This window comes from Pantoea sp. AS-PWVM4, from assembly GCF_000468095.1.
GTDB lineage: Bacteria > Pseudomonadota > Gammaproteobacteria > Enterobacterales > Enterobacteriaceae > Pantoea > Pantoea phytobeneficialis.
Map to the genome: position 1 here is coordinate 20,758 of NZ_ASZC01000002.1, position 19,056 is coordinate 39,813.

A 19,056-nucleotide genomic window follows, 5' to 3' on the forward strand; every position below is an offset into this window, starting at 1 on the left:
CAGGATTCATGCTGAATAAAGGGGGGCAAGGAAAAATAATTACCCCCCGAAACAGGCTCAGGCGTGACGGTTATCTGGCAGGAAAGCGGTCAAAAGGCCGATAAGTGGCAACCAGGCACAGATTTGATATACCCATTCGATGCTGGTGTGGTCTGCCACCACCCCCAGCACGGCGGCACCCAGCCCACCCATACCGAAGGCAAAACCGAAAAATAGCCCGGAAACCATACCGATACGTCCCGGTAGCAACTCCTGCGCGTACACCAGAATGGCAGAAAACGCCGAGGCGAGAATCAGACCAATAATTACGCTCAGTACACTTGTCCACATTAATGACGCGTGCGGCAACAGCAGCGTAAAGGGGGCGACACCGAGAATCGAGCACCAGATCACATACTTACGACCAATTTTGTCGCCAATCGGCCCACCAATAATGGTCCCTGCCGCCACTGCGCCAAGAAATACAAACAGATGAAATTGCGACGCCTGCACCGAGAGGCCGAATTTCTGCATTAAATAGAAGGTGTAGTAGCTGCTCAGGCTGGTGAGATAGAAGTACTTGGAGAAAATCAGCAGCAGCAAAATGCTGATCGCCAGCACCACTTTTTTTCGCGGCAGCGGATTGGACAACACCGTGGCAGCTTTGGCTTTACTGGCGCGCTGCTGGTGGCTATACCAGCGGCTGACCTGCAACAACACGATGATCCCCAGCAACGCGGCCAGCACGAACCAGCCGAGATGGCCTTTGCCATAGGGTGCAACAATCATTGCGGCCAGCAGCGGGCCGAGTGCACTGCCGAAATTCCCGCCCACCTGGAACAGCGATTGCGCCAGGCCATGACGTCCACCGGATGCCATACGGGCGACACGGGAAGATTCGGGATGAAAAATTGATGAACCGCTACCCACCAGTGCCGCTGCCAGCAGCACCTGGAGATAGTCACTGGCGAACGTCAGCAGCACCAGGCCACACAGGGTAAAACCCATGCCAACCGGTAACGACCAGGGTTTGGGATATTTGTCGGTGTAGTAGCCGACCACGGGTTGCAGCAGCGAGGCGGTCACCTGGAAGGTGAGAGTGATTAAACCGATTTGCACAAAATTGAGACTAAAATCTTTTTGCAACAGCGGGTAAATCGCCAGCAACAGCGACTGCAACATATCGTTCAGCAGATGCGCGAGGCTGATCGCCCCTAAAATGCCGAACGCCGTGCGCCCCGGTGCGCGTGCCGGGGATGAGAGAGTATGATCACTTGCCATAGAAATCCTGAGAGGGTCAATTTTCGTTATCAGATTGTTACTTCTCTCAAGACTCTATAAGCCTTTCATCTTGAGTTAAAGTGCGATCTGTGCGACACAGAAGGGCGATAAAGCACATAAAGTCCACTGGTTAGTGGAAAAACGCAGAATAAGGAGATCGGCTTGTTGTTAATTCCGCGCAAAAGCCATTGGCTGGCATTGATTATCCTGTTGCTGCCGATACTGGCACAGGCATGGCAGCCCGACCGCAGCTACCGTCTTACTATCCTGCATACCAACGATCAGCATGGTCATTTCTGGCCCAACGCGCAGGGCGAGTATGGTCTGGCCGCGCAGAAAACCCTGATGGATACGCAACGTTATGATGCGCAATCAAAAGGAAGCGGTGTGCTGATCCTTTCCGGCGGTGACGTTAATACCGGTGTGCCGGAGTCGGATTTGCTTGATGCGGAACCCGATATTCGCGGCATGAACCTGGTGGGCTATGATGCGATGGCGCTGGGTAACCATGAGTTTGATAAACCGCTCAGCGTGCTGCAAAAGCAGCAGAAATGGGCCAAATTTCCCTTTCTTTCCGCCAATATTTACGCAAAATCCAGCGGCCAACGGCTGTTCAAGCCCTGGGCGGTCTTTACCCGGATGGGGCTGAAAGTTGCCGTAATCGGCCTGACCACGCCCGACACCCTGCGTATCGCCAATCCGGCCAATATGGCAACTATCGAGATTCGAGATCCGGTCACTGAAACCGAAAAAGCGGTGGCTGAGTTACGTGCCAGCGTCAAGCCGGATGTGATTATTCTTCTCACCCACATGGGCCATTACGACGACGGCCAGCATGGCAGCAATGCGCCGGGCGATGTCGAGCTGGCACGCAGCTTGCCGCCTGGCACCGTGAACCTGATCGTTGGCGGCCATTCACACGATGCGGTGTGCATGGAGAAAGAGAACGTCAGCGTGAAAAATTATCAGCCAGGCCAGCCCTGCCAGCCGGATCGCCAGAATGGTGTGTGGATCGTACAAGCGAAAGAGTGGGGTAAATTCGTCGGGCGCGGTGATTTTACCTTCCGCAACGGTGAGCTGGCGCTGGATAGCTACCAACTGATCCCGGTCAATCTGAAGCATAAGATCAAGAATGCGGATGGCAGCGAGTCCTGGCTGACCTGGCAGCAGGAGATCCCACCGAATCCGGCGATGATGAAACTGCTGACCCCCTTCCAGAAACGCGCAGAAGCCAAACTGGATGTGCCGGTCGGCAGCAGCGACGGTGTCTTTGTTGGCGAGCGGGACAAGGTGCGTTTTGAACAAACTAACCTCGGCCAGTTAATTCTGCGTGCGCAGATGGCCGCCACCAAAGCAGATTTTGCGGTGATGAGCGGTGGCGGGATTCGTACTTCACTGCCGCAAGGGGCGATCAGCTGGCGCGATGTGTTGCAGGTGCAGCCCTTCAGCAATCAGGTGGTGTCCGTCACCCTGACCGGTAATCAATTGCTGACGTATCTGGCAACCGTTGCCAATATTAAAACCGATGCCGGTGGCTTTGCGCAGTTTGCCAATATCAGCCTGGTGGCGGATGGTAGCGATGTCAGTGAGGTGAAGATCAACGGTGAGCCATTACAGCAGGATAAAACCTATCGCATGGCGACCAACAGCTTCAACGCTACCGGCGGCGATGGTTATCCGCGCATTGATAACCTCGCAGGTTACACCAACACCGGGTTGCGCGATGCGGATGTGTTGCGCGGCTGGGTGAGTCAGCATTCACCGTTGAAAGTAAGTGACTACGCACCGGGAGAGGGGATTGTGCACCTGACCGCGGAGCAGAAACAGCAACGGGATAGCGCGCCGGAGAAACCCAGGAAGCGCAGCTATCCGAAGACGGTGCTGGCATGGATACTGCCGCATGCGGTGGAAAACTAATGCATCATTGCACGATAAATCGCGCCGCTACCGACCGTGCACGGTGACGTAGCGGCGTGATTTATCACGCAGTTTTTGTTTTGCCCAATATTCACGCCTGGCACGCTTTGCGCGTGAGCCAGCGCTGACGCAGAATATCCCACAGCCAGTTATACGCGATGGTGTAGGGCAGGAAGAACAGGAAAAACGCCACTTCCACCATCAACGCCTGCAACAACGTGATACTGAGCATCCAGGCAGCAATCGGTAAACCAATCACAATAAAACCGCCCTCAAAACCCAGCGCGTGCAGTACGCGCAGGCCAGCGCCTCGCTGCACCCGATCCCGTGGGTACAGGCGATCAAATCCGGCGTTATAAATCATGTTCCACAGCATGGCGACGGTCGACAGCATGATCGCCAACAGCCCCATTTCAAACAGCGGCTTATCCATTACCCAGGCGGCTAACGGGGAAACAGTCAAAATCGCCAGAATTTCAAAGCCAGCAGCGTGGAAAAAACGTTCTTTCAAAGAACGGGTACGCATAAAAACCTCCTGATTCATTACAGGACGCATTTTCTCACTTGCCGAAATTAAGATAAAATGAACACCTATCGATAAAAGCGATGGATAACTATGAAATACTCCCCGGAATCCCTTGAGGCTTTTGTGCAGACCGTCGCCAGCGGGTCATTCTCTGCGGCGGCACGGGCGTTGGGCAAAAGCCAGTCCACCATCAGTAGCGCGGTGGCGAATCTCGAAGATGATTTAGGCTTTATGTTGTTTGATCGGCAGGGACGTCAGCCGGTATTAACCGAGCAGGGACAGCGAGCACTGGCGCAGGTGCAGCAGATCCTGGCGGCCAGCCAGCGGCTGGATGAGCTGGCGGTGCGACTGTCGCAGGGTGTCGAGCCGCGCCTCAGTCTGGCAATCTCCGATTTCTGGCAGGCGGAATATCATGAAACGCTGCTGAAGCGTTTTGAAGCGCGCTATCCGGATATCGAATTTGAATGCATGATCGCCGAAGATGCCGACGTGCTGGACCTGCTACAGGCCGGACGCGTGCATCTTGGGGTGGTGCGCGCTCAGCCCTCATTACCGCCAGATATCGCGGTGGCACGCTTACAGGTGGAGGCGCAGATGGCGATTTATCTGCATCAGGACCAGGCGTTGGCCCAGCAGAAACAGGTTACCGAAGCGCAACTCGGGGCGTTGCGTCAGTTGCGGCTCAATACCTGGGTGGAGACGCGTGACCCGATGCCAGCGGGCCGGGTGTGGTCGGCACCGTCTTATCTGTTATTACTGGAGATGGCGGAGCAGGGATTTGGCTGGAGCGTGTTGCCGCGCTGGCTGGTGCAGCAGTTTGGTCATCAGGTGTTGAAGGAGTTGCCGGTGTCAGGCTGGCCGCAGCATATTGCGGTGGAAGCGGTCTGGTCGACGCGTAATCCACCGGGACCTGCCGGGCGCTGGATGATCGATCAACTTTGCGCCCAGCAGCCTGATTAATCGCGGCGTGCCACATCGGCCAGGGAGGCATCCAGCAAACGCGCCAGATCCTGTGCCGCCAGTTCGATATCCAGCCCGCGTTTACCGCCGGAGATAAAGATGGTGGCAAATTCCGCCGCTTGTTGATCAATCACCGTGGGCAGGCGTTTTTTCTGCCCCAGCGGGCTGATGCCGCCCACCAGATACCCGGTGACGCGCTGTGCCAGCAGCGGGTCAGCCATATCGGCTTTTTTCGCCCCCAGCGCTTTGGCGACTTTCTTCAAATCGAGCTGACTGGACACCGGCGTAACCGCTACTGCCAGGTGTTTCGCATCGCCATTCAGAGCCACCAGCAGCGTTTTGAATACCTGTCGAGCATCGAGATTCAGTTTTCGCACCGCTTCGTCGCCAAAGTTGGTTTCATGGCTGTCATGATCATACGGATGCAGAGTAAAGGTGACTTTTTGTTTTTCCAGCAGTTTTACAGCGGGCGTCATTTTTCGATCCTTGCTAAGGAAAATCTTATTTCAGAAACGGCGAATAGTACTGGCGAAATTCTGAACTTTGCGCGAGAATTGGCCCGCGCCAGCCAGCAATGGCTGTGTGATAACCAAAATCATAAACAAATTCCTCTTTGACGGGCCGATAGTAATATCGGCCTTCTTTTTTTAGCGCGCTTTGAACAGGCCCGGTAAATTATCATCCCCGTAAAGATGCAACGCCCCCACGGCCACCACATAACGTCCCGGCGGTAATGCCAGCAACAATTCGCGCCAGTGCTGATTGCGGTTGCGCATCAAGGTGTCATTCAATTCATTGCTGAAGGTGGTGGGTAGCGCGACCGGCTGCTGCTTCGGCGGTGCATCCAGCCACCAGCTGATCATGGTTTGCAGCAAACGTGCGTTGGTGTGCCAGTGTTCCAGCGTATCCAGCAACAAGGGCAGGCCATTCTCCGGCAACGACTTCAGCAGTGCGATTTGTGTGTCCGGTCCTTCCAGCTCAATCACCGGCTTATGGGTCGCTTTGGCAGCCTGCAACAGTTGATAATCGATGCCATATTGTGGCCGCAACCCGAGGCGCTGTGCCTGCTGCGCTTGCAACATCAGGGCAATCTGCCACATCGGCAGGTTGTCAAACATCATTACCGACAGCATCAGCTCATCGCAGAGCTCGGTTAGCCTGGTCAGGGTCTCGCTGTCGAGGCGTTCTGCCAGCGGCGGCAGGTTTTCTCCTTCGACAAAGGGGGAACCGCCTTGGGTGATGTCCGCTTCAACGATCAGCGCGTCGGCTTTCGCCAGTTGGCGCAACAAACGTGCCGGCAGCGGCTGCATATCGCGTGTACCCATATGAATGCTGCCGACCAGGTGTAACTGGCGATTGCCCAACTGAATATCCATCGCGGGCCAGGCGTAGCTGGCCGGAAAAAGTCGCGATGCCAGCTGTGTTACGCATTGCCACGGGCTGCGTCTCATTCCCTGTCCTTTTTAAGTCAAAAATCCATGCTAGCGATTTCATCGCGCGAAAAACAGGGCAGGGCTTGCTATTCGTGTACCGGTGGCTTAAACCGCAACAGACGATTAGCATTACTCACCACCGTGATGGAGGAGAGCGCCATCGCCGCACCCGCCACAATCGGGCTAAGCAGCATGCCGGTGAACGGATAAAGCACACCTGCGGCAATCGGAATGCCAAAGCTGTTGTAAATAAATGCACCCAGCAGGTTCTGCCGCATATTACGCAGCGTGGCGCGGGAAATCGCCAGCGCATCCACCACGCAGTGCAGATCATTACGCATCAGCGTCATGGCGGCGGTTTCAACCGCCACATCGCTACCGCCACCCATAGCAATACCAACATCTGCCTGGGCCAGCGCCGGAGCATCATTGATGCCATCACCGACCATCACCACTTTGCGCCCCTGTTGTTGCAACTGCTCGATGGCTTGTGCTTTGCCTTCTGGCAGCACCCCGGCGATCACGTCGTCGATACCGGCTTCAGCAGCGATTGCGCGTGCGGTTTTTTCATGGTCACCGGTCAGCATCACCAGCTGAAACCCCAACTGATGCAGGCGTTGCAGCGCCGCGCGGCTCTCCGGACGCAGATTGTCACGTAGCGCGATCAACCCCAGCAGTTGCCTGTCATCGGCCAACAGCACTGGCGTGGCACCCAGCGCCGCCAGACGTTCAATATCTTCACGGGCGGGTGTGCAATCCACTTGTTGGGCTTCCATCAGCGCCAGGTTGCCGAGCAGCAAGGTTCTGCCTGCCACTGTAGCGCTCACGCCCTTACCGCGTATTGTACGAAATTGCTCAACATCAACGGCAGGCAGATCCGGCACTGCCGCGATAATTGCGGTTGCCAGTGGATGGCTGGAACCCTGTTCCAGCTGGGCGGCAGCGTGCAGTACCTGCTGACGATCCCAGTCGCTATACAACAACACATCGCTCACCTGCGGCGTGCCCTGGGTCAGGGTGCCGGTTTTATCAAATACCAGGGTGTCAACTTCACTGGCGCGCTGGAGTGCATCCGCATCACGCACCAGCACGCCAAGTTCTGCGGCACGTCCGACGCCAGCAATCACCGACATTGGCGTTGCCAGACCAAGGGCGCAAGGACAGGCGATAATCAGCACCGTAGTGACAATCACCAACGTATAAGCCAACTGCGGTTGCGGTCCGGCCAGATACCACACCAGGCCACTTAACAGCGCAATCGCCACCACCACCGGCACAAACACGGCGGAGATGCGGTCGGCGAGACGTCCGATATCGGGCTTACTGCTTTGCGCCTGACGGACCAGATTGATGATGCGTGCCAGCGTGGTATGGCTGCCGGTGGCGCGCGCGACAAAGCGCAACGTGCCATCCTGGAGCAGCGTACCAGCAAAGACTTTATCTCCGGCCTGTTTAGTTTGCGGCACCGCTTCGCCGGTCAGCATCGCTTCGTCGCACCAGCCTTCGCCGCTTTCCACTTCGCCATCAACCGGGATACGATCGCCGGTGACCAGTTTAATCACCATACCAGGCTGCACATCGCTGAGCGGTATCAGGGTTTCACCCTGGTCGGTAATGACGCGAGCCTGCGCTGGGGTTAAGTCCAGCAAACGTTCCAGCGCCTGTGAGGCACGCTGCCTTGCGCGTTGTTCCAGCGCATGACCGAGGTTGATCAGACCAATAATCATCACGCTGGCTTCAAAATAGAGATGCCGGGCCTGATGCGGGAAAAATTGTGGCCAGAGCGCGACGCTCATTGAGTAGAGCCAGGCGGCACCGGTTCCGAGCGCTACCAACGTATCCATGGTGGCGGTGCCGTGGCGCAGGCTACGCCAGGCGCTGCGGTAGAAATGGCCACCGGCAATCACCATCACCAACAGGGTGATCACGCCCAGTGAGCGCCATAGGGTGATATTGCTGTCGCTGAGCATCATGTTGTCGCCCAGCATGCCCCAGATCATCATGGGTACGCCGAGCAACAATGCCAGCGCGGATTGCCAGCCAAAGCGGCGCATCGCCTGGCGGGCGCTGACCTGCTGGCGTTCCCGGCGAGTTTGCTCATCTTCGATGATTTCTGCCGAATAACCCGCCTGATCGACAGCGCCAATTAACGCCGCGGGTTGCGCATCGCCCAATACCAGCGCGCTGCGCTCACCCAGGTTAACGCGTGCCTGGCTGACGCCGGGTACCTTTTGCAATGCCTGCTCGACACGACTCACACAGCTGGCGCAGCTCATGCCGCCAATCAGCAGGTGGTGGACGGGCAGGGTGTCATCTGCCGGTTGCGATCGTTCCTCCGTTGTCAGCGCCTCCGGCTGCGGCTCTGATGCTGTCAACGGTTCAGACTTTGGGCTGTCTTTCAGTGCTGCGTGGTAACCTGCCTGTTCTACGGTCGCGATCAAATCGCTGGCGCTGGCAGCACCGGTGACACGCGCTTCCTGTTGGGTAACCTCAGCCTGTTCAACATCGCTGCGCTGTTCCAGCGCTTCTTTGACGCGTTTGACGCAGTGGCCGCAGGAGAGGCCGTCCAGCGCCAGCAACTGTGTGTGTGACATATTTAACTCCTTATGCGTTCAGGTTTGACTGCATGCAGACTTTGCATTAGTTATAAAGCCTAAACCTTCCATTCAGGGGAAGGTCAAGGGGATCACATGAACATTAGCGATGTTGCCAAAAAAACCGGGCTGACCAGCAAAGCGATTCGTTTCTATGAAGAGAAGGGCGTCGTCACGCCACCGCTGCGCAGTGAAAATGGTTATCGTAGTTACAATCCACACCATATTGATGAACTCAATCTGTTGCGTCAGGCGCGTCAGGTGGGGTTCACTCTCGACGAATGTCGCGAACTGGTGACGTTGTTTAACGATCCTGCCCGCCACAGCGCCGACGTAAAAGCGCGCACTTTGCAGAAAGCGGATGAGATCGCGGCGCATATTGAAGAATTACACGCCATGCGGGCGCGTTTACTGGCGCTGGCCGAAGCCTGTCCTGGCGATGATGGCGCGGAGTGCCCCATCATCAACCACCTGGCGGGCTGCTGCCATCAGACAGCCGGAAAGCGAGGCTGAATCATCAGCGTAATGCCAACTACGCCAGTGACGATGACCTGGGTACCGGCAGGCAGATCGCTCTCTGCCTGCACGCGCCAGCTGCTGTCGCCAATGCGCGCATGGCCGGTGCCGTCTTTCAGGGCGTTTTCCAGCGTAAAGTGTTGGCCGATAAGTTGCGTACCACGCTGATTCAGGCTATTGGGTTGTTGCGAGGCTTCGCGGTAACGCATCCAGCGATACCAGAAATAGACACACAGCAGAGTTAACACTGCGAACAACAGGCCCTGGCTGGTCCACGAGAAGGGAAAAAACCACTCGATAAGGCCAACCAGCACCGCTGCCAGCCCGCTCCACAGCAGATAGCCGCTGGTGCCAAGCATTTCAGCCGCCAGCAGCAGGCCGCCCAGCGTCAGCCAGAACCAGTGCGGGTGGGCAATCAGCTCCATCAGGATCACGGTTTGCGCTCCCGGCCGCTCTCTTTCAGCAGCTCGCTAATTCCGGCTACCGAGCCGAGCAGGCTGGTGGCATCCAATGGCATCATCACCACTTTGCTGTTATTGGCTTCACCAATTTTCTGCAACGCATCGGTATATTTCTGCGCCACGAAGTAGTTCACGGCCTGAATATCCCCGGCGGCGATGGCTTCAGAAACCATGCGCGTTGCACTGGCTTCCGCCTGTGCCTGACGCTCTCGTGCTTCAGCATGCAGGAACGCGGCGGTTCGCTCCCCTTCAGCTTTCAGGATCTGCGACTGTTTTTCCCCCTCGGCGCGTAGAATCGCAGCCTGTCGCACCCCTTCTGCCGTCAGAATATCGGCGCGTTTAGTCCGTTCGGCTTTCATCTGCGCGTTCATGGCCGCAATCAACTCCTGCGGCGGACGCACATCACGAATTTCGATACGGGTGATTTTTACACCCCAGGGATTGGTCGCTTCATCGACAATATGCAGCAGGCGGGTATTGATGTTATCGCGCTGCGACAGCATTTCATCCAACTCCATGCCGCCTAATACGGTACGAATGTTGGTCATGGTGAGATTGAGAATTGCCAGCTCAAGGTTGCTGACTTCATACGCTGTGCGCGCCGCGTCGATCACCTGAAGGAAGCAGACGGCGTCGATGGTGACGTTGGCATTATCTTTCGAGATGACTTCCTGAGAGGGGATATCAAGGACGCGCTCCATCATGTTGACCTTGCGGCCAATGCGATCCATGAAGGGAACAACTAACGTCAGGCCAGGTTGCAGCGTGCGGGTATAGCGCCCAAAGCGCTCAACCGTCCACTGATAACCCTGTGGCACAATTTTTACTCCGGCCCAAACGGTCACCAACGCGAGTACGATGATGACTGGCATCACGGTCAACATAATAACCTCCAGGTTGTCACTGTTTCGGGCCGAGTCGCTTCGGCCCGATTACTACCCCGTACTGATTAGTACAGCAGCGAATAAAGCTGGCGACGATAACGTGCAGCCAGGGCATCACCGGTGCCGAGTGCGGCCAGAATTTCCTGCAACATTTTACGCACCTGGCCGTCACCGGCGTTGAGGTCGCTTTTCAGGAAACCAAATAGCAATTCAAGGGCTTCTTCATTACGACCAACCTGATGCAGCTGTAACGACAGTTTAGCAGCCAGCTCGGCGTTCGCGGGCTCATTCGCCAGTTGCTCCTGCAACAGTTGAATTTCTGGCGTGTCGGCGGCTTTTTTCAGCAGCTCGATTTGCGCTACCAGGCTTTGATAGCGGGTGTCCTGATCCTGCAACGGCACCGCATTTAACACCGCTTCCGCTTCATCGCTGCGATTCAGGGTGATCAGAACTTCCGCCAGCAGGAAGCCAATTTCGCTGGCCTGATTACTCAGCTGCCAGGCATCTTTCAACAGCGGCAGCGCCTCCAGCGGTTTGCCTTCTTCCATCAGGGCTATCGCCTGCTGGGCTTTCAGTTCTTCTTCACGCGGCAGCACTTTTTGCAGCAGGGCGCGAATCGCCTCCTCTGGCTGCGGCCCCTGGAAGCCATCGACCGGTTGACCGTTCTGGAACAGGTACACCGTCGGGATGGAGCGCAGACCAAATTGAGAAGCCACCATCTGCTCTTTATCGCAATCCAGTTTTGCCAGAATAAACTGACCAGCGTACTCCTGGGCCAGGTGCTCCAGCACCGGCGTCAGTTGCTGGCAGTGCTGGCTGCGATCGGACCAGAAATAAAACAGCACCGGCAGCTGCATGGATTGTTCCAGCGTCTGATGCAGATTGGATTCGTTGATGTCGATAATCAAAGCGTGTGACATGAATACGTCTCTTTGCTGAAAGTGTGTTGAGAATATGGGGGCAAGCTGCCCGGCTTCAAGTTCTAATCAGGCTTGCAGCCTATTTGCTGCGCAAAATGCGATCCAGCATCCAGCCTGGCAGTACTCTTTTTAACAGGCTCATGGTCCAACTCACCAGCGTCACCGGATAACGCAGGCGCGGATGCGCGCTTTCCAGGGCGTGACGCAGCTTCGGCAGGATCGCCTCAGGCGGCAGGGAAAAATGCGCGGCGATGCCGGGATTACGCACCGGTTTGTCACTTTCCCCCTGATGGACGTTTTCCGTAAAACGGGTATGGATCGGCCCTGGCTCAATCAGGCTGACGCGCACGCCCGTGGTGCGTAACTCCATGCGCAGCGCATCGCTCCAGGCTTCGAGCGCATATTTACTGGCAGCGTAAGCGCCACGTCCGGGGGTGGAGATCACCCCCAGCACCGAGCTGGTATTAATGATACGTCCGCTGCCGCTGGCTTGCAGGGCGGGCAACAGGCGCATGGTCAGTTGATGCGTCCCAAAGAAGTTAGTGGAGAATTGTTGCTCCAGTTGCTGGCGAGACAGGCTGGCGAGCGGTCCATAAATGCCAAAACCGGCGTTGTTGAACAGCCCGTGAAGACGATTTTCTGTCAGCGCAATGACCTGATCCGCTGCGGCATCGACACTGGCCGGATCGTCCAGATCGAGCGTAATGCCGATAAAACCAAGCGCATGCATGCGCGCAACGTCTTCCGCCCGACGGCAGGCGGCAATCACGCGATAACCGCGCATCAGCAGGTCATTGGCGGCCACCAGGCCGATACCGCTGGAGCAGCCGGTGATAAGAATGGTTTTTTGCATTACTGACTATCCATCGGAATCAAAATTATTAATTGAATTTAAATCAATTTATCTTTTTTGAGAACGCTGAGTTGGTTCGGTATGCCACTATCTTGTCGCCATCGTGTTTCTTTACTCATGCTACACAGAAGTTGCCCAGCGGCTTGAGGCTGAAGGAAAACCGGATGGGTACGCCCGTTTTTCCCGCCGTTCCGTTGCCGGTGCCGATGGCCGGTAATGATTCGGGGATGTTTCAGTTTCCCCCTGAAGGCACGCTGGTTGAGGTGGGATTTAACGGCGGGCGACCTGATAAGCCGTTTGTACGTCAGACCGTGCCGGATGGCACAAGCCTGCCGGACATCAAGCCGGGTGAGCAGTTGCAGCAGCAGCGTGAAGAGGTATCACAGCGCGTCACACAGGCCGGAGACTGGGAGCGCAAAACCGATCAGGCCATCCGTGAAACCTCAATGGCGCGCGAGGTGAAAGCCGATACAGAATCACGCGAGCTGGTCAGCCGTGAAACGACCGTCAAGGCAACAGATAAAACCACGGTGCTGGGTACGGCTTCGTTACTTGCCGGTGCCATCGTGCAGGTGACAACGGGTGATTTCAGCCTGGGTGTAAAGGGGAAACACCTGGTATCTGTGGCCGGGGATATGGAAACCGATGTCACCGGCAAGACAGCGGTCACGGTCGGAAAAGAGCTGGTTGAGAAGGTTGGCCAGCTGCTCCAGAGTATCGCAGGAACAAGGCAGGAGATTATCGCGCCGGTCGTGTGGATTGGTTCCGCTCAGATTAACGTTGCACAACTGATGCTTGATACCGTTTCGCTGGTGCAGCAGTTGGCTGAACAGCTGGCCAGCCACACGCACCCGTAAACGGGGCAGCCCACTAACAGCGCCGCTATTGCGCAGAGTGGCCAGCAGGCCACGGCGCTGGCCGCGAAATATTCACCGGTCATAGGTCAGTAACCCATCCCGTTAACCCGCTATCACAGCGGTTTTTTTTATGCCCGTCATCAGCTGAGTATTTGCAATCACTTGATCACCACTTTGCATTTCACTTGCTCCTCTCCAACAAAAAATAGAGACAGGTTCCCTGCCGAGTTGAATGGCAGGTTTGAGCGAGGAGCGGAAGTTCGCATCTATCTCACTACTTTTAAGGCTTAATGAATATCGAGGTGTATCGTCAACTAGGAATGCCCAAGTTTCCCCGCTCAAGTTGATGAATATCCATAGGGAAAAGGCGTCCTCTTACGTAGAGAGTATTTTTCGATTTTACTATTGTGCATGGGCACGGAAAATGTAGATACTATCCCAAAAAAATTATGAGATAGAAGTGATGATAAAGAATATCCCCTCTCGTTTATATAAATATAAAAGTTTTAGTGTTGATAGCCTTGACTTGCTTGTAAGTGATAGGCTGTACTATGCAGATCCAACAACATTCAATGATCCTTTAGATTGTAATCCTTCCGTGTTAAATGACATCGATGATTTAAATGAGTTGAACGCTATTCTTCATAAATTAGTAAAGGAAAATCATCAAAAGGAACTACAGAAAGCAGCAACAAAAATCAAATACAGAGGTCCAAAAACATTAGAAAAAATTGAAATGCTAGGTGAGAGTGAAGCTCGAAAGTTAATCAGTGGTATTGTAGAAAGTGTTGATTTTTTTGGTGGCGATTTTTTTGATAGTGCCAGTTATTATATTAAAAGATATTTACTAAAAAATTATAAAGTTGGCGTTCTTTCATTAGCAAAAAAATTTAATTGCCCCTTGATGTGGTCGCACTATGCTGACCAACACAAGGGGTTTTGTATAGGGTATGACGTTTCTGAGAATGAATCCGCAGAAATCTACCCTGTTGATTACAAAGGGAAGCGTTTTATTAGAACTCAGCAAGTTCATGATATGTTATTTGGTGACAGTGATAATGTAAGAAACACTGCGAAAAAAGAGATTGATAGGGTCATTCTTCTCAGTAAAGCTCCTTCGTGGAAATATGAGAATGAATATCGAGTCATTAATAATCAAGGTTTACAGGATTCACAATTTCGATTAAGCGATGTCACATTCGGCTTGAGGTTTAAAGAATCTGCTAAGTTTTCCGTCATGAGAGCATTGCAATCAAGGCTAGGTGACATTAATTTCTACGAAATGTCGCTTTCTAATGACTCCTTCAAGTTAAAAAGAACGTTGATTGATTTGGAAAATATTGAATTTCGATCATACCCTGAAAGTAATTATGAGCGAAGTCGTGATGCGTTTCAAATGCTCGATGACTTTAATGACGATGAAGATAGTCTTAATTATGAAAGTTTGTGATTATAATTAGGCATGTAGGATATCTGGTTATCAACATTTTCTTACAGAAGGTTATCAAATGGCTTTTCTTCTGATGATGGCTTTGACGGAGTAATTACTATGGCCGGCTCACTAAGTCTGCAGACTGATGTTGTAAGGCAGCATACAGTGCCACGTTTTTTGCTGGAGGGCTTTGCAACCTTAGGTAGGGGTAAGTATCCTCAGCTTTATGCCTTTGATAAGCATAACGAACGTTGTTTTGTTACTAATATCATGAATGCGACCGTCCGGAACACCTTCTATAATCTCGACGATCATCCTGAAAGACTTAGCCTAGAGCCGCTAATGGGTATATACGAAAGCGAAGCGGCACCCGTGATCCATCAACTGCTAAAATACCGAGATATCCGTAATCTCTCAGGCGAGGAACGCTATAAGCTCGCCGTGTTCGTTGCAGTTCAACGTGCACGAACCTTTAGCGAGCAGCAACGCATCACTGGGCTGATATCCGCTATCGCTGACAAGGTTACCGCCATGGGAGCTACTCCGGAGCAGGTTGCCGAAGCACTAGGATTCTCGCCCGAACAGGACTCACGGAATATTTTCCTGCGGCAACTAGTGCAGCAGACTTCACACATCGACCACCTTCTGAACAAGGATTGGTATCTCTTCGAGACAACCTCGGATCATCCTTTCTACGTGTCTGACAGTCCTGTTGTAATGCATAACCAAAATGATTTCGGCCCATACGGTAACCTCGGGTTGGCTCTACCGGGCATTCAGATTTACCTGCCGCTCTCCTCTACACTGACGCTCGGTATGTACTGCCCCTCTATCCGAGAGTTACAAATCAGTCGCAAAAGAGACTTGCAGCGCCGCATGGCATTTGCCCCGTTGACCCTCCCTCCCGGCTTAAATCCTACAAGTCGTATTGCCAAGGCCAACGCCTTTATTAATTTCCATACAATGAAGTCTGCGCCGGACCAAGTAATGTGGCTAAACAGCCAGCAAGTTCTGTTTTCCGAGCAATACGTATTCTGTGAAAAAGACGATTTCGCGCTCGTCTGGAAAATGATTTCTGATCATCAGAGCTTTAAAACCGGTTTGCGGTTTACAATTGGATAAAATATACAATACATAATTCATAGAAATGATTAAACCGCTATGAGATTGTTACCCCCGATATTAGGCTGAATACATGTGCTGATCCGTCCCGGACAACAGAGTTTATCAACGTCAGCTCCTGGCACACAACTGCCGGTCAGGTAATGCCACGCCCCTCACGCCACCGATCAGTTTTTGTTGGCACTGGTTAAGTAATTGGCAAACGGTCGCCAAGTAAAATGCTCAAGGGGAGTCAAATCACATGCCATTACACACCCAGCCCCACTAGAGCGCACCCAGCGCCTTTCTCATGCCCAGCCTGCGGTTGGTATCCTCACAGGAGGATCGCATGCGCAGCGTGGCGCTGGCGGCGTTTCAGCTATGACAAAATAATCTCCTCACTCACCAAAACGGCGCTACACCGCACCCGCCTGCGGGTTTTGCATCATAAAAATTTTTCAGTTCTGATTTTCTACAAACCGCCGCGCCAGCCTGCACTGCTACAGGCTTTCTGCCAGAGTTCGCCAACTGAAAATAGTGAAAAGAAATTCAGTCTTTTTCAGTTTTCGGGATCGTCTGAGGATCTGAGGAGAAATGTATAATTATGAAATATAAGGTAATTATGTGTTTTACGTCAGTTGGTCAGATCTCTGATGGATCGAATCGGCAGGAACGAAAAAAGGTGAAAGCCCATGTAAGTTAAGGGTTGTGGGATTCTTGTACTGAAAAAAATTCTGAAATAAACTGAAAATATTGTACTGATATTATACACAGTTATAGGTTTGGATACCTGCGGTAATTAGTCATTTACACATTAAAGAATAAGAGCCTCAAATAGTGGGCATCAGAGAGGGTGATATGGATAAGTTAAAAACAAAATTATTTGGTGAAGTTCCTGCTCCGGAAGATTTTGGGCAAATACTTACTTTAACCTCGCAGCATGCTGGGAAAAGAATGAATGTCTATATGTGGAGGGGGCAGGCAGACATTGATTGGCCGATTCATAGTGCCGCTTACAGAAGGCTTAATAATAGTGGAAGGATAGTAACTGAAAATCATGTAAGAGCATATGAGAAAAGATTATTAGTACGGGCTGCTCATCAAGGATATGACTATGAGAATGGCAGAAAACTATCTGATCTTGAGGTATTGGCAAAACTTCAACATCATGGGGCTGCTACAAGGTTAATTGATTTTTCGAGAAATATGCTGGTTTCATTATGGTTTGCTTGCAAATCTCATCCTGATTCTGTTGGGCTATTGTTTGGCCTTCATACTGATCATCTGGGAGGATATGAAGGTGAATTAGAAATCGGAGGTTATGATGATACTTTAGGAAACCCTACCTTGGAGAATCTTACGCACCCACAGACATGGCAACCACCCGTTGTTACTAAACGAATCGCAGCGCAAAGTGCACAGTTCGTGTATAGTTCAGTATCCAACGATCCTGCTGGAAGTTTATCTTTCGAAAAGAAAAATAATGTTTTTTTAGCTATAGCATTGACGCCAATATTTAAAAGTTATGCTGTGAAATTACTAGAAGGAACGTTTGACATTAGGCATTTGACATTATTTCCAGATATTGATGGTTTCAGTTATAGTAATAGTGAAAAATTTGAAATTTACAGCAATGATAGATGGTGAATGTATGTGTTAGGTTGTAAGTGACAAGGAGTGAATTATTTCACTCCTTGCATGATAACTCAGTCTTTTTTTGTGGGGGCAATTTCTTTTATCTTTGAAATCAAATCTGATAATGAGTCTAATGCAGTCTTACTATCTTCAATCTTAATTTTAGAGTGGTGAATAGGAGATTTATAAATTGAAGACACAGATGCTAGAATTAGAGCGTCTTTGTTTTCAGAAGCTAGAAGTTGATCTGCGTAAGCATTTAAAGTTAGTGCCACTGCTGACTTAAAGGCATACTCCTCCTGATAGTTTCGCTCTTTTCCATATTGTGCAATACCAAACAACAATAAACCAATTGCGGGCAAAGCTTTTAAAGAATTTACAATTAGGACCTTATAATCCATTTGCAGTGATGCACTCCAATAGAATAACAGTGAAATCCATATCAAACATAGAATGCCTAATACAGGGACAGCCCACTTCCAAAAGGTCACTGAAGGAGAAAGTTCGTTTTTCCTTTGTTTGAAAGTTTCGAAGAGTGAAGCACCAACTTCCCTACCGATTAGGTCATTTAAATAATCATTTCTCTCAACAAAAAAATCATGCTTGTCTTCAACAAAGCTTAACTTTTCTTCAAATGTAGTCTTTAGTTTATCAAATGTGTTTTGATTTTCACTGTTTTCAATTTTTACGTCAGATAAGATGGTTTTTATTTCAGAAAAATCTTTCTTTGCATCTTCATGAAGAGTGTCTATGTCTTTCTTCTTATTTTCGCTGAGTGCCAATTGAGAGTTTATCTTCTCAACAACACCAGAGGCAGTGGAAAACATATTATTAATGTTATCACTCTGGTTAATTATGTTCTGAAGTGATGACTCAAGTGCTTTTATCCTATTGTGACTTGCATCAATAAAATTGTTCAACCTCTCTTCAGATTCATTTGCTTTGGAAATAAATGAATCTAATTCAGAATTTCTTTTTTCAATGATTAATTTTTTGGTTTCAAGTAAGTCATTTTCCTCTGTGATTCTTCTTTCCGTTTTTTTGAATGAACGCCTTGTATTTACTTCCCAGAACCCATTTGTTCGCTGGTAATATGCTAGTCGAATAATGAAGCTTAGAGAGTGTGTGAAATTTCTATTTTTTGCATTGGTAATGAAACTCGCTAAATCATTTTGAAGGTTTCCATTCCCAATGTCACCGCCATAAGAATAATTGAAAGGTAGGGTTAAGTAATTAAAGTCGTCTAATTCTTGTTTGAAGTGGGTGAAAACCTTGATTACCAGAGTAATAAAATCACTAACGATAACATCACCAATCGTTATTTTGCTAATGTCACCATCATTTTTAAAATTTTCTGCGATTAGGTTTTTAAAATCTAAGGTTTCAAAGGAATCAATTTGCTGTAATACATTTTCTTTTTGCTGTATGTTCATTTTAGCATCCGGCATTTGTTTGAATATAGATTATCTAAATTAGATTTAGAAAACCATGTAGGTGGTTTCATCTGGGTGACATCTGTACAACCATTAAAATGAACTCAATTGACAATTGACGAGTAATCATCAGATTATAAAACGAACAAAAATCAGATGCTAAAATTTCTCTGCCGCCAAAATGTCGCCATCATGGCAAGGAATCTTTGTAATTATCTGATTTTTATCAATTATTTTTTTGTCTTATGTTTTTTTGCATAACTTTACCTGTTAA

16 protein-coding genes and 1 pseudogene are annotated in these 19,056 nt (G+C 51.1%); 7 read left to right on the forward strand and 10 right to left on the reverse strand.

Translation table 11 applies throughout. The annotated features are described in order from the left end of the window. Nucleotides 1-57: 57 nt before the first annotated feature. Complete coding sequence (locus L579_RS00210) at nucleotides 58-1,260, reverse strand: MFS transporter (protein WP_021182300.1); 1,203 nt, start codon at nucleotides 1,258-1,260, stop codon at nucleotides 58-60. A gap of 162 nt (nucleotides 1,261-1,422) precedes the next feature. On the opposite strand from L579_RS00210, the gene ushA reads away from it, so the two are divergent. Continuing rightward, the gene (gene ushA, locus L579_RS00215) at nucleotides 1,423-3,177 is read left to right on the forward strand and encodes a bifunctional UDP-sugar hydrolase/5'-nucleotidase UshA (protein WP_021182301.1); all 1,755 of its coding nucleotides are present in this window, start codon (nucleotides 1,423-1,425) and stop codon (nucleotides 3,175-3,177) included. 91 nt (nucleotides 3,178-3,268) lie between these two features. Here ushA and L579_RS00220 read toward each other — a convergent pair whose 3' ends face one another. Beyond that, nucleotides 3,269-3,703, reverse strand: coding sequence for a multidrug/biocide efflux PACE transporter (locus tag L579_RS00220; RefSeq protein WP_021182302.1), 435 nt, complete (start codon nucleotides 3,701-3,703; stop codon nucleotides 3,269-3,271). A 90-nt stretch (nucleotides 3,704-3,793) separates the two neighbouring features. Here L579_RS00220 and L579_RS00225 point away from each other — a divergent pair, with 90 nt between their 5' ends. After that, the gene (locus L579_RS00225; RefSeq protein WP_021182303.1) at nucleotides 3,794-4,663 is read left to right on the forward strand and encodes a LysR family transcriptional regulator; all 870 of its coding nucleotides are present in this window, start codon (nucleotides 3,794-3,796) and stop codon (nucleotides 4,661-4,663) included. Here L579_RS00225 and ybaK read toward each other — a convergent pair. The 3 genes from ybaK to copA form a co-directional block, all read right to left on the reverse strand. After that, nucleotides 4,660-5,139: a Cys-tRNA(Pro)/Cys-tRNA(Cys) deacylase YbaK gene (gene ybaK / locus L579_RS00230; RefSeq protein ID WP_021182304.1), complete on the reverse strand. Its 480-nt coding sequence runs from the start codon at nucleotides 5,137-5,139 to the stop codon at nucleotides 4,660-4,662. The two genes, L579_RS00225 and ybaK, sit on opposite strands and share 4 nt — an antisense overlap. A 171-nt stretch (nucleotides 5,140-5,310) precedes the next feature. Then, the gene (locus L579_RS00235) at nucleotides 5,311-6,114 is read right to left on the reverse strand and encodes a TraB/GumN family protein (protein WP_021182305.1); all 804 of its coding nucleotides are present in this window, start codon (nucleotides 6,112-6,114) and stop codon (nucleotides 5,311-5,313) included. A 68-nt stretch (nucleotides 6,115-6,182) separates the two neighbouring features. Then, entirely contained in the window at nucleotides 6,183-8,690 is a 2,508-nt protein-coding gene (copA, locus tag L579_RS00240) for a copper-exporting P-type ATPase CopA (RefSeq protein WP_021182306.1), read from the reverse strand. A 96-nt stretch (nucleotides 8,691-8,786) separates the two neighbouring features. Here copA and cueR point away from each other — a divergent pair, with 96 nt between their 5' ends. Next, entirely contained in the window at nucleotides 8,787-9,203 is a 417-nt protein-coding gene (gene cueR / locus L579_RS00245) for a Cu(I)-responsive transcriptional regulator (protein ID WP_021182307.1), read from the forward strand. On the opposite strand, the gene L579_RS00250 is transcribed toward cueR, so the two are convergent. The 4 genes from L579_RS00250 to L579_RS00265 form a co-directional block, all read right to left on the reverse strand. After that, entirely contained in the window at nucleotides 9,179-9,637 is a 459-nt protein-coding gene (locus L579_RS00250; RefSeq protein WP_036624715.1) for an NfeD family protein, read from the reverse strand. The genes cueR and L579_RS00250 overlap by 25 nt on opposite strands. Beyond that, complete coding sequence (locus L579_RS00255) at nucleotides 9,637-10,551, reverse strand: SPFH domain-containing protein (RefSeq protein WP_013508187.1); 915 nt, start codon at nucleotides 10,549-10,551, stop codon at nucleotides 9,637-9,639. The genes L579_RS00250 and L579_RS00255 overlap by 1 nt, the downstream gene beginning before the upstream one ends. Before the next feature lie 65 nt (nucleotides 10,552-10,616). Further along, on the reverse strand, nucleotides 10,617-11,471 hold the full coding sequence (locus L579_RS00260) for a thioredoxin family protein (protein ID WP_021182309.1): 855 nt from the start codon (nucleotides 11,469-11,471) through the stop codon (nucleotides 10,617-10,619). Nucleotides 11,472-11,550: 79 nt separating this feature from the next. Further along, the gene (locus tag L579_RS00265) at nucleotides 11,551-12,324 is read right to left on the reverse strand and encodes an SDR family oxidoreductase (RefSeq protein WP_021182310.1); all 774 of its coding nucleotides are present in this window, start codon (nucleotides 12,322-12,324) and stop codon (nucleotides 11,551-11,553) included. Nucleotides 12,325-12,445: 121 nt separating this feature from the next. On the opposite strand from L579_RS00265, the pseudogene L579_RS24105 reads away from it, so the two are divergent. The 4 genes and pseudogenes from L579_RS24105 to L579_RS23070 all read left to right on the forward strand — a co-directional run. Beyond that, nucleotides 12,446-13,274: pseudogene (locus L579_RS24105) on the forward strand (hypothetical protein); the annotation flags it as partial. A 370-nt stretch (nucleotides 13,275-13,644) separates the two neighbouring features. Next, on the forward strand, nucleotides 13,645-14,631 hold the full coding sequence (locus L579_RS00275) for a DUF2971 domain-containing protein (RefSeq protein WP_021182312.1): 987 nt from the start codon (nucleotides 13,645-13,647) through the stop codon (nucleotides 14,629-14,631). Nucleotides 14,632-14,730: 99 nt separating this feature from the next. Next, nucleotides 14,731-15,735 carry a DUF4238 domain-containing protein gene (locus L579_RS00280; protein ID WP_021182313.1) on the forward strand — a complete coding sequence of 335 codons (1,005 nt, stop codon included), beginning with the start codon at nucleotides 14,731-14,733 and terminating at the stop codon, nucleotides 15,733-15,735. An 837-nt stretch (nucleotides 15,736-16,572) separates the two neighbouring features. Then, nucleotides 16,573-17,361 (forward strand): FRG domain-containing protein, encoded by a 789-nt coding sequence (locus L579_RS23070; protein WP_036624378.1) that lies wholly within the window; start codon nucleotides 16,573-16,575, stop codon nucleotides 17,359-17,361. A gap of 59 nt (nucleotides 17,362-17,420) precedes the next feature. Here L579_RS23070 and L579_RS00290 read toward each other — a convergent pair whose 3' ends face one another. Further along, complete coding sequence (locus L579_RS00290; RefSeq protein ID WP_021182314.1) at nucleotides 17,421-18,782, reverse strand: coiled-coil domain-containing protein; 1,362 nt, start codon at nucleotides 18,780-18,782, stop codon at nucleotides 17,421-17,423. Nucleotides 18,783-19,056: the final 274 nt, after the last annotated feature.